Genomic DNA, 13,609 nt, shown 5'->3' on the forward strand with positions numbered 1-13,609 from the left:
ATATTTTGGATGAAATTTTCAATTTTTAAGAAAAAATCGATCAATTCCCTGCATACGGTAGCTTTTTATAATCTAGAGAATCTTTTCGATGCTAAAAATGCCTACAATACGTTGGATAGTGATTTTACCCCCAATGGATCTAAAAAGTGGACCCCTGTCCGCTATCAAAGTAAGTTGTCAAAACTGGCCAATACTATAAGCCGAATTGGTCGGGAATCCGCAGGGTTTCCTCCGGTCTTGGTCGGTGTTGCAGAGGTTGAGAATGGGAAGGTAGTTCAGGACCTATTGTCAACGGACCCCTTAAGCAAATACAATTATGGTTTTGTTCACCACAATTCCCCTGATGAGAGGGGAATAGACAACGCCTTGTTATATAACATGGATAATTTTCAAGTGATAGGTTCGGAAGCCATTCCTTTGATGATACAAAATGATAATGGCCAACGCGATACTACTAGGGATATTCTGTACGTAAAAGGAGTTCTAAATACCGAGGAGGTCCATATTTTTGTGAACCATTGGCCTTCCAGAAGGAATGGAGGGGTTGAAACCGATTATAAGCGTATTGCTGCAGCAAGAACCATTATTGGTTTTATGGAACAGCTGGAGCGAGATTTTAATAATCCCAATTATATAGTAATGGGCGACTTTAATGACGGTCCTTCATCTGCCAGCCTCCAGACCTTGATGAGCAGGAATAGTTTGCATAACCCTATGGAGAAATTAAAATCTCCGGATCGTGGAAGTGCCAATTATAAAAGGTCTTGGAATCTTTTTGATCAAATTATCGTATCCCATAATTTTTTTAATTATGAAAGGGGCACCCACAGTTTTGCCGAGGCCAATATCTTTGATGAGGCCTTTCTTGCGGAATACCGTGGAAAGTATAAAGGTTATCCGCGTAGAACCTATGTAGGAAGTCGATATATGGGAGGTTTTAGCGATCATTTTCCCGTTTATGTACAATTTAAGTTCCATAGATAAACTTTTCTTTCCTTAAAGGGAACCATCTCATGTCGATTTTTTGACGGTTCACAACAAAATAGCGTGTTTCATCGAATAAAACGGGGCGTTAATCGATAATATTTGCCCATTGTGGTATATTTGTAATACAAATCTTACTATAAACTTTATCATGGCCTACGCAAACCCTACTTTGTTAAAGATTGGCAAGAGATTACTTCCAGTTGCTTTCTGTCTTGCTACCTATGGCTCGTTTGCACAAACCGAGAAGCAAATCCATATGATCAAGGAGATGTATCGCAGTTCAAAATTAGGCGTGTTTACCAATGACCTTAAAAAGAATTTTGACAAGGAGAACAGTACCTTGTTGCGAACCGCTAAGGCAAATGGTTGGAAATTGACGGAACGCTTGGCAGATGGAAATTTTAGTGAGCTTACTTCTATTGGTGATGACGGTACCCCTCTTTATTACAGTACCTTCAGTGCAGAACTGAATACCGCTACCAGGGCCAACGCCTTGCACGATGATGGATTATTGGACCTAGGCATAAATGGGGAGAACATGTTGGTAGGGGTATGGGACGCGGGAGCCGTTTTAACAAACCATAATGAATTTGGTAATAGGGTATCAACTTTGGACCAGAGTGAAATTGTGGATTCCCATGCCACAAGGGTTACCGGAATTTTGGTTGCAGAAGGTTTGGATAAAAGGTCTAAAGGAGTAGCCTACAAGGCAAAAGCCGTTTCAAATGACTGGAAAAGGGATAAAATTGAAGTCGCGGAAATGGCGGCAAATGGCTTGTTGTTATCCAACCATTCCTACGGTATCATGTCCGATCGTGTTCCGGATTGGTATTTTGGATCCTATATCCAAGTGTCTAGGGATTGGGATAAAATTATGTATAATGCACCGTATTATTTAATGGTGACCGCGGCAGGGAATTCCCAAAAAAGCAAGGATAACGAGGCCCCTATTTTTGGTTCCGCCTCCAAGGGTTTTGATTTGATGTTGGGATTTGCAACCTCCAAAAATGGGGTTACCGTTGCTGCGGCAGATATAGAGACCAATGATCAAGGGCAATTGTTAAGGGCATCGGTAACTTCCTATTCCAGTTTTGGGCCTGTTGACGATGGCCGCATCAAGCCGGACATTGCGGCATATGGCACCAATATTTATACAACCGGTATTGCAAACCAAAACAAGTATGAGACCGCTAATGGAACATCGGTAGCTGCACCGGGGGTAACCGGATCCATGCTTTTGATCCAAGAATATTACGAACAAATGGAAGATAGTTTTATGAGGGCGGCCACTTTAAAGGGATTGGTACTGCATACTGCAGACGATGTTGATGCCCTAGGTCCCGATTACAAAATGGGATGGGGGGTTATCAATTCAAAATCGGCTGTTGAGGTAATAGCAAGCAAAGGATTCTCTTCCATGATTTTGGAAGAAACGCTTACGGAAGGAGAAACCAAAGCCTATACGGTTGCTTCAAATGGAACAGCACCTTTGTCGGCCTCCATTTCTTGGACAGACCCTGCAACGGGAAAGGTAAATTCAGGAACTTTAAACGATATGTCGGCTGCCTTGGTCAACGATTTGGATATCCGAATTACCAAGGAAGGCCAAACCTTTTTGCCTTGGAAACTTAATGCGGCCCAGGCAGATTCTCCAGCAGTTAACGGAGACAATAGAGTGGATCCCTTTGAAAAAATTGATATCCAGAATGCGATGGGCGATTATACCATTACGGTAACCCATAAAAATACGCTTCAACAAGGGCCACAGCATTTTTCCATCATTGTTACAGGGATTGCCCTTACCGATTGTGTGCTTGTTACCCCTATAGATGTTGAACTGACCGCTTCCAATGAAACTGGGGTAGGGCTAGAATGGACCGCCAATACGGATGCACTTTTCCAAATTGAATATAAAACGAAAGCAGATGGCATATGGAAGGTGGAAACAACCTTCGATAACTTTATTGGTTTGGAGAATTTAGTTGAGGGAATGGATTATAGTCTTAGGATAAAGACATTTTGTTCCGAAAATATAAGTTCCGAATACAGTGATGAGTATAAATTTACGTTTAAGGGAAGCGAAACCGAAATTTTGGATTATACGGAATATGAAACCTTGACTTTGGAAGTACAGTTTTCCATTTTCCCCAATCCGGTGCAGACTTCAATGACCATTACCGGCAATGTCTCCGAAGATGCCATGTACAAGATAGTTGCCCTTAATGGTGTTGTAGTAAAATCCGGTAGGGCAGAGCAGAAGCAGATTTATATTGATGATCTAACATCCGGCCTTTATGTGCTTACATTGGCAGATCTGGAAGGATCAAAATCGATCAAGTTCTATAAGTCCTAAACCTAAAATTATCTAGTACAACTGTTTTAAACCCGTTTAATTTCACTGTCTTCCAATAGCTCATCATTTCGCAAGCGTAAAAATACCTGGGCCGTGGTGACCACGTCCAATTCACAATACTTTACAATGCGGTCCAGGTCATTATCCTCATAATAAACGGTCTTTACCATGCTTCCCTCTATATCCTCCTTTGGAGAGGGAATGCCTAGGATATTGGCCATTAACTTAAGGGAAGTGTAATGCTTGTAGTCTCCAAATTTCCACAGCTCCATCGTGTCCAAATGAGTTATTTCCCAGGGCTTTTTGCCATAAAGGTTCAACTTGTTGGGTAAATCTATCTTGTTGATGATCATGCGTCTGGCGATATATGGAAAATCGAATTCCTTCCCATTGTGTCCGCACAATAGGTGATGGGGACGATTGAAATGGGTATCCAATAAATTCTTAAAATCTTTCAGGATTTTAGGTTCTTCCCCATAAAATGAAGTAACCCTAAACGTCCGCTGGGATCCTTTATAGTTAAAATAGCCAACGGAAATAGTGATGATCTTTCCAAATTCTGCCCAAATTCCGGCCCGATCATAGTATTCTTCGGCTGTAAATTCATCTTTTCGCTGGTAGTACGATTTATGTTCCCAAAGTTCTTTTTTGGTGTCGTCCAGCTTATTAAAATGCGCTTCTTCAGGAACTGTTTCTATGTCCAAAAAGAGTATATGCTCCAAGTTGATTTTATGTAACATCCAAAGTTAATTAAGGCATTAGAGCTTGATTCCAATTTTGATAAACGAACCGGTAATTATAAAGATACAAACAAATTTATAAGTGCGGGGAAGGGGGCTTTACCATTTTGGTGGGGTCAATTCTTTATATGGCCGTTTAAATGGGCAACTAGGCATTAAAGGGCCAGATGGTTTGTAAACAAACCCGAATCACGGATACAGATCCGGGATACTTCCATGAAGAGCACCCCTTTATTGATGTAATACAGCAATGGTTCGGAAATAGGGTTCCAAGGGATGCACTACAAACCGCAGGGTCAGTAAATTACCTCGGGGCAAGTCTGTCTGCCGACAAAGGCAGGTCCACGAGGCATTGAAAGGAAATTTAAGTTTGATTTCGACGCCCGCCTGAACGGCACGGGCGGGCCCGTCCGAACGGCACGGGCGGGCAAGCGTCGGAGCACCTGCCTGCCGCAGGCAGGCAGGTTTAAATCTCGATTATCGAGTAAAAATTAAAAAAGCGTTTGTTGCTTTACGGGACTTTCATGTTCCAAAAGCCATTTTTTGCGATGTAGCCCCCCGGCATATCCCGTTAAGGAACCGTCGCTGCCTATGACCCGATGGCATGGCACAACGATCCATAACGGATTTTGGCCATTGGCCGAAGCCACTGCCCTAATAGCTTTGACATCGCCTAAGGTTTTGGACAGCTCCATGTAGGAAACTGTTTTGCCATACGGTATTTGTTGAAGTGCCTGCCAAACCTTTTTTTGAAAATCTGTACCTTCGGGGTTGAGCGTTAGGCTAAATTCCATTCTAGTACCTTCAAAATATTCCCTAAGTTGATATACTGCATCTTCAAGTAATTCAGGAACAATATCCGATACCTGTTCCTCACTATCAAAGACACTGATGCAGGTTAATCCCCTTTCATCGCCTTCAATCTTAGCGATGCCTAGCGGTGTATTTATGAATACGGTTTCCACTTATTTGTCTTTCCTTTTTTCTTCTATAATTCCCAAACGTTTGGCGCGCTCTTTCCAATTTTTACGGGCCAAATGCTGTAAATTTTCAACACTATCGCTTTCGTCCATGATTTCGAGGCCCAATAAGGTCTCCAATATGTCTTCCATGGTTACCACCCCGCTGATGGAACCGTATTCATCCACAACAAGGGCAATATGCTCCCTTTTGGAAATAAAGGTTTCAAATAATTCAGGAATCGGGGTTTGCCGGTGGCTTACCAATATTTCTCTTTTTATACTGGAGAGCGGTGCGTTGCCATTTTTATTTATTATCTCCTCCAAGATCATGTCCTTAAGGACGAATCCTGTGATATTATCCATTTTTTTACTGAATACGGGAATTCTGGAATACGGCATTTTGGGGTTGGCATTATAAAACTCCTTGATGGTAGCGGATTCTGAGGCAATTTTTACCACTGCCCTTGGGGTCATGATGTCCTTTACATTAATTTCATTAAAGTGTAGCAGGTTTCTAATTATGGTGGATTCCGATTCTTGGAATACACCTTCCTCGTGGGCGATATCGGTCATGGCACTAAAATCTTCCCGGCTAAATACACTGCCATGAACTCCTTTTTTCCCGACCAGTCTGGTGAATAGCTGCAGCAGCCAGAGAATTCCTGACCAACGCAGGGTCCACACCATTATTTTCAAGGCCGTTGTAGAGGCTTGCGCCAATTGTTTCCAGTAGGTAGCCCCTATGGTCTTTGGTATTATTTCCGAGGTCACCAAGATTAGAATGGTCATGATGGTCGAAACCAATCCTACCATAGCGGCCTCTGTAAACTGAATTCCAAGAAGCGTTTTTTCGGTATCGCCATATAGTTCGGAGTACGCCACTTTAGCTTGAACCCCCACCAAAATGGCACCAACGGTATGGGCTATGGTATTTAAGGTAAGAATTGCTATAAGAGGCTTGTCCACATCTTTTTTTAACACTTCCAATTCCAAGGCAAAGGTTTTGCCTTCCTTTTTCTTCAGATTGATAAAGGTTTGCGGAACACTCAACAATACCGCTTCCAAAATGGAACAAAGAAAGGATACGAGGATGGATATGAGTGCATAAAATAAAAGTAACCCCATAAAAAGTATAAAATACTAATGTACTAATAATATAGGAAATCCTAGTATCATTTAACAATAGCGTCGTAAAACACCTGCTGTACCGCGGAACGAATATGTAACTTGTAAATATTGGAATGGGTCCTGTTGGGATAAACGCGATTGGATAGAAAAATATATACCAATTGGGTTTTCGGATCCGCCCACACAAATGTTCCTGTAAACCCGCTATGCCCAAAACTTTCGGGACTGGCACCAGGGGCAGGATAGGAATCGGCCAGGGTCAGATCTTGGTTATTTAGTTCCGGTTTATCAAATATGAGACCCCTTCTGTTTTCATTTTCTGGATACTGTACGTTGATAAATTCCTTTACCGTGGCCTCGGACAAATATCGCTTGCCTCCATAACTACCATAATTCATGTACATCTGCATCATTTTTGCCAAATCCGTGGCCGAGGCAAATAGGCCGGCATTTCCGGATACCCCACCCATTAGGGCCGCGTTTTCGTCATGTACCCAATCCTTGGTGAGTTCATGTCTGAACAAGGTGTCGATTTCTGTGGGGACTATTTTATTTGGATAGTTTTTGGTTTTGGGATTGAATCCCATAGTGGTGGCCCCCAATGGGGCATAAAAGTTCATGGTTAAATAGGTTTCATAATCGGTATGGGTAAATCTGGATATGATCTCGGGATACAACAAAAAAGTAAGTCCGGAATATTTGTATTTTTTTATGTCCGATACTTCTGATCTGTTGATATGGCGGTATATTTTGTTTTTAAACCTATCCCTGATATAGATATTCCCATAGGCCCTGCTGTTAAACCGATGATTAGGCAGGGGTCTTACAAAACGCTTTTTTACGGCACCATTCTTTTTCATCACCTCTTGAAGGAAAATAATATAAGGTACCAAGCCTGCTTGATGGGCAAAAACTTCCCTTATCGTAATGTCCTTTTTATCCTTTCTGTTCTTCCATTTGGGCCATAAGGTGCTAAATGGCGCATCCAGATCGAATTTTCCTTCATCATGCAGTTTCATCAGCGCTGGAAGGGGGCCCATAATTTTGGTCACTGATGCCAGGTCATATAAATCCGTGGGGTCTACGGGCTGAACACTGTCATAGGTATGGAACCCATAGGCCTTGTGAAAGATGATCTTATTGTCCTTGGCCACTAAAACCGTTGCTCCCGGGAACGCCTCTTCCTTAATGGCAAAGGTCATTATGGAATCTACCTTGGAGTGGATAAATATAGAATCCATTCCTACAGCGGACGGATCGTCGTATACAAGTACTTCCGGATCGGTTTGTTGCGAAACCAAAACCTGGGAAATAAAAAGGACGCTAAAAAGTATAACAATTGGTATAAAAGTTCTTTTTTTCATATGTAGATATATACTGTTTTTTAGTGGTCATATGTAATTCGCATATCTTCATTTGAGTTTGCCCGCCAGAATGAATCTTTCGGGCTGGCGACCAAATTTTGGTCATGCTCATTTCATAATGGATCCGTTACCAACCTACGTATTTTGGAGGTTCAATATTATTGAGGTTTAAATATACGATTAATTGTCCCCGGTGATGGGTTACATGGTCCTGTAAGAGATTTAATATTTGCAATTTGATTTTATCACCGGCGAAGAATGCCACTTTTTCCTTAAGTACCGTAGTAGGGGTATTTTTTAATGCGGTACTTACCATGTCAAATCCTTCAGCCAAGAGTTGTATGGTTTCTTCCTTCGTTAATTTGGATTTATCGTCCCTTTTCCCTTTATATTCTTGGGCGTTGAAATAGGTGGTGCCCAGCCATACCATATTGTTTTTTATATGTAGCAATTGGTCTTGAAAACCCATTTGTCTTTCAGTAGGTCTAAAATCATATTGCTCTGGCGGCATGGCTTCCGCAATGGCCACCAAATAGCTTTTGGAGTTTTCCCATTTTTCCAAAAAGGCGGGAATAACCAGGTCTTGGGATTGTACCGGCCACATACAAAGTATAAGGATTAAAGAAATTACTGTTTTCATTTTTGATATCAAATAAATATAATGGGTAGTTTATGGTCTAATCGAGAATAGGGATCAACCCAATAGGCGTACCACGTCCTTGGCAAAATAGCTGGCAATGATATTGGCCCCTGCCCTTTTAATGGCGGTCAACTGTTCCATCATAACGGCATCGTGGTCTAGCCATCCTTTTTCGGCGGCGGCCTTCACCATGGCATATTCCCCGGAAACCTGGTAAACGGCAACAGGAACATCCACTTCGTTTTTTATTTCCCTTACAATATCCAAATAGCAAAGCCCAGGTTTTATCATAACGATATCCGCGCCCTCATCAATGTCCATTTCTGTTTCCTTAATGGCTTCAAACCTATTGGCATAATCCATTTGATAGGTCTTTTTATCGCCAAAGCCTGGGGCGGAATCCAAAGCATCCCTGAAGGGCCCGTAAAAGGCACTGGCGTATTTGGCACTATAGCTCATAATTCCGGTATCAATAAATCCTTCATCTTCCAAGGCTTCCCTAATGCTCAATATCCTACCGTCCATCATATCGCTGGGCGCTACAAAATCGGCTCCTGCCTGTGCATGGCTCACACTCATGTTGGCCAATACCTCTACGGTATCGTCGTTGACGATCTGTCCGTCCGCCACTATACCGTCATGGCCATAGGAGGAATAAGGGTCCAAGGCAACATCGGTCATTACCAACATCTCGGGACAGGCATTTTTGACCGTTTTAATGGCCCTTTGCATTAGGCCCTTGGGATTTACCGCTTCCTTACCTTCATTGTCCTTTAAATGGTCCGGGACCTTAACAAATAGAAGTACAGCTTTTAGGCCCATTGCCCATAGGTCTTTGACCTCTTTTTCCAATAAGTCCAGGCTAAAGCGATAGTAATTGGGCATGGAGGCAATTTCTTCCTTTACCCCTTGGCCTTCCACAATAAAAAGTGGCACTAGAAAGTCGTTCGGCGAGATAATGGTTTCACGAACCAGTGATCTAATAGATTCATTGGTGCGCAGTCTTCTATTTCTTCTTAATGGGTACATTTTCTGTTTATTTTGAAATTCAAAGATAAAGGAACAAGTCCAAAATTTTATAAATTGAATTGGTTATCCTTTCATTATTTTGCTAGGCCCAAATACATCCAAAGTCCGTTTTCCTTTACGAATTCCGACTTTTCATGAATAACATCCACCTTGCCGTTTTCAAAAAAGTAAGCGTTAAAAGTAACGGTACCCTTGTGGTCGTTAGCTCCTCCTTTTTTACGGTCCAAGATTTCCAACCTTATCCAGCTTACGGATTTTGCCCAAGCTACTATCGATTTCCTTTCCTCAATGCGTCTGGTAGAGGAGTGGTGACTAACCATTAAATAATTTCCATTGCCCAACACAAAGGCGGAATAACGGGAACGCATCAATTGTTCGGCGGTTGTTACGGCTGAGAGGTTTTGATGTGCCTTCCCGCAGCAATCGGAATAAGTTTTATGGGATCCACAGGGGCAGTTCGTAATCTTTTGATTTTTGTTTTCCATTTTATAGCAAGGGCTCTGGGCGCCGTATAATGACTAATCCTTATCCTCCTTCTTCTCCTGTTCCCGATGTTTTGTTATAATTGCTTTAAGTCGCTCTTTACGGGTTTCCTTTTCTTTTTTACGCTTGTTTTTCTTTCTATTGAGGAGTTTGGTGTGTTTTGCCTTGTTGGCCGTATTTTTTTCTTTACCTTTTTTACCCATAATTCCATGATTAGGTTTAATATACCCATTCTTTAGGTTTGGCAAGTACCTCCAATAAACGCCCTTCCTCACTTCCCTTTTCTGGATGATGATCATACACCCATTGTACATGGGGGGGTAAGCTCATAAGGATACTTTCTATTCTCCCATTGGTCTTTAGTCCGAACAAGGTGCCCTTGTCATGTACCAGATTAAATTCTACATAACGGCCACGACGGATTTCCTGCCAATTCCGCTGTTCTTTGGTATAGGGCAGATCCTTTCTTTTTTCAACGATAGGAATGTAGGCCTCCAAGAAGCTATTGCCCACTTCGGTTTCAAAATTGTACCAATCTTCCATATCCATATTATCGGTGGCTTTACAATAATCGTAAAATAAGCCTCCAACACCACGCGCCTCGTTCCTATGGGTGTTCCAGAAATAATCGTCGCACTTTGCCTTATAGGTTTTATAGAAATCAGGATTATGTTTGTCGCACGCCTGCTTGCAAACCTTATGAAAGTGTTCGGCATCCTCATCAAAAAGGTAGTAGGGGGTGAGGTCCTGCCCGCCACCAAACCATTGGTCTACCATATTACCATGCTTATCGTACATTTCAAAATACCGCCAGTTGGCATGCACAGTGGGGACCATGGGGTTTTTTGGGTGAATGACGAGACTTAGGCCACAGGCAAAAAAATCGACATCCTTTACACCAAAATAGTTTTGCATACTTTTTGGCAGGGCTCCATGAACGGCAGAGATGTTTACACCGCCTTTTTCAAATACCGCTCCATTCTCTATGATTCTGGATCGCCCTCCCCCGCCTTCAGGTCTTTCCCATTGGTCTTCTTTGAACGCGGCTTTACCGTCCACCTTTTCCAATTTTGCGGTAATCCTATCCTGTAGGAGTTGTATGTATGCGTAAAATTTATCTTTCATGTTTTTTCCGTTTTTCTGTGCTTAGACCTACAAGGTTTTTGGAAACCTTGCAGGTCTTGGGTTTTTTCAAACCTTGCAGGTCATGCCGCTGCCTAACCTTGCAGGTCTTGCCAATCAAGATCTAATGAGGTTAAATCCAAATCCAAATTCCTTTTTTGTTGATGCAAATATTCAAAATTCTCAATATCCTCAAAAAGATTTATCACTTCTTCTTTTGCAATCGGCACTAATACCGGGCCGTTAGAATTGGAAACAGTATTCTGATAAGATGAATATTCGTATGTTTTATAATCTTTAATTACTCTGTGATATTCCGGATTCGTATTTATATAGATAATAAGATTCCGTAAATAAAGAGTGTCTTGAACTCTAATTCTTTTAAAATGCTTTTCAAAAAGGCTGCCCGTCCTATTGTACATCTTATTGAAAGCTTTGGCATAAGCATTGAAAAGATTGGAAAATGATTGCACTACTTTTTTGTCTTCCTCTATTACCTGAATTGCCATATGGTAATGGTTATCCATTAAACAATAAGCAAGAATAGAAACCTTGTCCGATAGATATTTGTTGATTAGTCTTAGAAAGTAGCTTTTATTCTCATTGGACCTAAAGATATGTCCACTGTTAATTCCTCGGTTATAAATATGATAATAACCATCCTTTTCGAGTTTTTCCAGTTTCATTTTGTTTCTTTTCTGTTGGTCAAATTTTTCTCATCTTAGACCTACAAGGTTTTGGAAACCTTGCAGGTCTTGCCGCCCGCTCCATCTTGCAGGTCCTGGGGTTTTGGAAACCTTGGAGGTCTTGCCGCCCGCTCAACCTTGCAGGTCCTGGGTCATCCAATTTGTTTTTCCAATTTCAATAGTTCTACCGTCTTAACAGTGGCCGCCGTTACGGATAAAGGTAAGACCATAATAACACCTATTACCGGGATAAAGAGAAATAGCGTAAATATGATGCCGTTGCCTATGGCCGCCCCTTTGTGTCTTCTTACAAAATTTATGCTTTCATTATATTTAAAATGTCGTTCCAAGGTATAGTCCATATTGCCAAACCCTGCATAATACCCTTGAACCAGAAACAGGAGGATGCTGGATAGCAGCCCTATCACGGGTATCAGCCCTATTAAAATGATGGGGAGGGTAAGCAAAATCTCCATACTTAAATTTCTTAGGTTGATACGGATTCCGCGCCAGAGTTGTTCCATAAAGATAGTGTCTCTAGGGTTGGGTGTTCGTTTTCCTAATAGATGGGCTTCAATTTTTTCGGAGACCGGGCCCATAAAAGGTGCCGATAACGCCATAACTATGTGTTTGTACAAGATAAAGCCCAATAGAATAATTAGGATTCCGCCTACGACACTACTAAGGCTATCTACGGTGTTTTTTCCCCAATCCCAAACCCACCATTGCGAAAGAAATTGGCCAATATTATCGGATAGGGCATAGGCCGAAGTAAAAATGAGGGTGGCGGTTATTAAACTGATAAGGACGGGAATCCAAAAATATTTCCAGAGCCCCAAATTAGCGATAATCTTAAAAGTGCCTGAATAGGCTTTGATACCACTAAGTATATTCTTGATCATACCTTTGGTTTTGCGTAAGCGATTGCAGTGACATCCTTTTATTTTTGTGGACCGCAGTTAAGATTTTTAAATAAACCATTCCACAGTTCCATAAAAATAAAAGATATAACGGAAAGCGCGACCCTTTTTCTCTGAAAAGAGGGAGAAAGGGATACGCCCTAATTTAGTCTATACTCCTTTACCGCATCTATAAAGGCCTTGGCATTGTCCAAGGGAACATTGGGCAAGATGCCATGGCCAAGATTTACTATATATTTATCCTTTCCAAATTCATTGATCATTTGCCCGACCATTTTTTTAATTACCGCGGGGGGCGACAATAATCTAGCAGGGTCGAAGTTACCTTGCAGCGTAATTTGGCCACCGGAAAGATAGCGTGCATTTCTGGCGGAGCAGGTCCAATCCACTCCCAGTGCCGAAGCGCCCGATTTGGCCATTTCTCCAAGGGCAAACCAACATCCCTTGCCAAAGACGATTACCGGGGCCTCCTCTTTGAGGGCATCTATAATTTGCTGGATATAATTAAATGAGAATTCCTGATAATCCATTGGTGATAACATACCTCCCCAAGAATCGAAAACCTGCAAGGCATTTACACCGGCCTTTACCTTGGCTTTGAGATATGCAATGGTGGTATCGGTGATTTTTTGAAGAAGCTGATGGGCGGCCACGGGATTGGTAAAGCAAAACTCCTTGGCCTTGTCAAAGGTCTTGCTTCCCTGTCCTTGAACCACATAGCAAAGGATGGTCCATGGGGAGCCTGCAAATCCGATCAAGGGGATGTCGTTGTCCAGCAGCTCTTTGGTGGCCTTTATGGCCTGCATTACATAACCCAATTCCACATTCACGTCCGGGACTATAACTTCATCCACCCCTTTTTGATCCTGTACGGGCTTTGGCAGGTACGGTCCAAAATTGGATTTCATTTGTACCTCTATATTCATGGCCTGGGGGATCACCAAAATATCACTGAATAAAATAGCGGCATCCATACCATATCTGCGTATGGGCTGAACCGTAATTTCACTGGCCAGTTCCGGAGTCCTACAGCGGGTAAAGAAGTCGTATTTCTCCCGAATGGCCATAAATTCCGGTAAATATCTACCTGCTTGACGCATCATCCAGACCGGTGGGCGCTCTACGGTTTCCCCTTTTAAGGCTCTTAAGAACAAATCGTTTTTTATACTCATAATTCAATGCTGTAATTAGTGCC

Annotated in this window: 14 protein-coding genes; 2 read left to right on the forward strand and 12 right to left on the reverse strand. The window is 42.0% G+C overall.

Features of this window, described 5'->3' with window-relative positions:
- Positions 1-9 precede the first annotated feature (9 nt).
- Both D0S24_RS00415 and D0S24_RS00420 read left to right on the forward strand, forming a co-directional pair.
- Positions 10-984 (forward strand): endonuclease/exonuclease/phosphatase family protein, encoded by a 975-nt coding sequence (locus D0S24_RS00415; protein WP_117017883.1) that lies wholly within the window; start codon positions 10-12, stop codon positions 982-984.
- A gap of 151 nt (positions 985-1,135) precedes the next feature.
- On the forward strand, positions 1,136-3,340 hold the full coding sequence (locus D0S24_RS00420) for a S8 family serine peptidase (RefSeq protein ID WP_117017884.1): 2,205 nt from the start codon (positions 1,136-1,138) through the stop codon (positions 3,338-3,340).
- Between the two features lie 26 nt (positions 3,341-3,366).
- Here D0S24_RS00420 and D0S24_RS00425 read toward each other — a convergent pair whose 3' ends face one another.
- The 12 genes from D0S24_RS00425 to hemE form a co-directional block, all read right to left on the reverse strand.
- Positions 3,367-4,080 (reverse strand): 3'-5' exonuclease, encoded by a 714-nt coding sequence (locus D0S24_RS00425; protein ID WP_117017885.1) that lies wholly within the window; start codon positions 4,078-4,080, stop codon positions 3,367-3,369.
- A gap of 491 nt (positions 4,081-4,571) precedes the next feature.
- Positions 4,572-5,045 (reverse strand): methylated-DNA--[protein]-cysteine S-methyltransferase, encoded by a 474-nt coding sequence (locus tag D0S24_RS00435; RefSeq protein ID WP_117017887.1) that lies wholly within the window; start codon positions 5,043-5,045, stop codon positions 4,572-4,574.
- A complete protein-coding gene (locus D0S24_RS00440; protein WP_117017889.1) occupies positions 5,046-6,167 on the reverse strand; it encodes a CNNM domain-containing protein in 1,122 nt (373 codons plus the stop codon).
- A 47-nt stretch (positions 6,168-6,214) separates the two neighbouring features.
- On the reverse strand, positions 6,215-7,534 hold the full coding sequence (locus tag D0S24_RS00445) for a serine hydrolase (protein ID WP_117017891.1): 1,320 nt from the start codon (positions 7,532-7,534) through the stop codon (positions 6,215-6,217).
- Between the two features lie 127 nt (positions 7,535-7,661).
- Positions 7,662-8,174, reverse strand: coding sequence for a DinB family protein (locus D0S24_RS00450; protein WP_117017892.1), 513 nt, complete (start codon positions 8,172-8,174; stop codon positions 7,662-7,664).
- A 54-nt stretch (positions 8,175-8,228) separates the two neighbouring features.
- Positions 8,229-9,203 carry a porphobilinogen synthase gene (gene hemB, locus D0S24_RS00455; protein WP_117017893.1) on the reverse strand — a complete coding sequence of 325 codons (975 nt, stop codon included), beginning with the start codon at positions 9,201-9,203 and terminating at the stop codon, positions 8,229-8,231.
- A 74-nt stretch (positions 9,204-9,277) separates the two neighbouring features.
- Positions 9,278-9,688, reverse strand: a complete 411-nt coding sequence (locus D0S24_RS00460; protein WP_117017895.1) for a YchJ family protein — start codon at positions 9,686-9,688, stop codon at positions 9,278-9,280.
- 33 nt (positions 9,689-9,721) lie between these two features.
- Positions 9,722-9,889, reverse strand: coding sequence for a hypothetical protein (locus D0S24_RS20965; protein ID WP_181937996.1), 168 nt, complete (start codon positions 9,887-9,889; stop codon positions 9,722-9,724).
- A gap of 16 nt (positions 9,890-9,905) precedes the next feature.
- A complete protein-coding gene (hemF, locus tag D0S24_RS00465) occupies positions 9,906-10,811 on the reverse strand; it encodes an oxygen-dependent coproporphyrinogen oxidase (RefSeq protein ID WP_117017896.1) in 906 nt (301 codons plus the stop codon).
- Positions 10,812-10,903: 92 nt separating this feature from the next.
- Positions 10,904-11,494, reverse strand: a complete 591-nt coding sequence (locus D0S24_RS00470) for a transposase (RefSeq protein ID WP_117017897.1) — start codon at positions 11,492-11,494, stop codon at positions 10,904-10,906.
- Positions 11,495-11,646: 152 nt separating this feature from the next.
- Positions 11,647-12,396 carry an EI24 domain-containing protein gene (locus tag D0S24_RS00475; RefSeq protein WP_117017898.1) on the reverse strand — a complete coding sequence of 250 codons (750 nt, stop codon included), beginning with the start codon at positions 12,394-12,396 and terminating at the stop codon, positions 11,647-11,649.
- A gap of 158 nt (positions 12,397-12,554) precedes the next feature.
- The gene (gene hemE / locus D0S24_RS00480) at positions 12,555-13,586 is read right to left on the reverse strand and encodes a uroporphyrinogen decarboxylase (RefSeq protein ID WP_117017900.1); all 1,032 of its coding nucleotides are present in this window, start codon (positions 13,584-13,586) and stop codon (positions 12,555-12,557) included.
- Positions 13,587-13,609: the final 23 nt, after the last annotated feature.

Source organism: Arenibacter sp. P308M17, from assembly GCF_003426735.1.
Classification (GTDB): Bacteria; Bacteroidota; Bacteroidia; order Flavobacteriales; family Flavobacteriaceae; genus Arenibacter.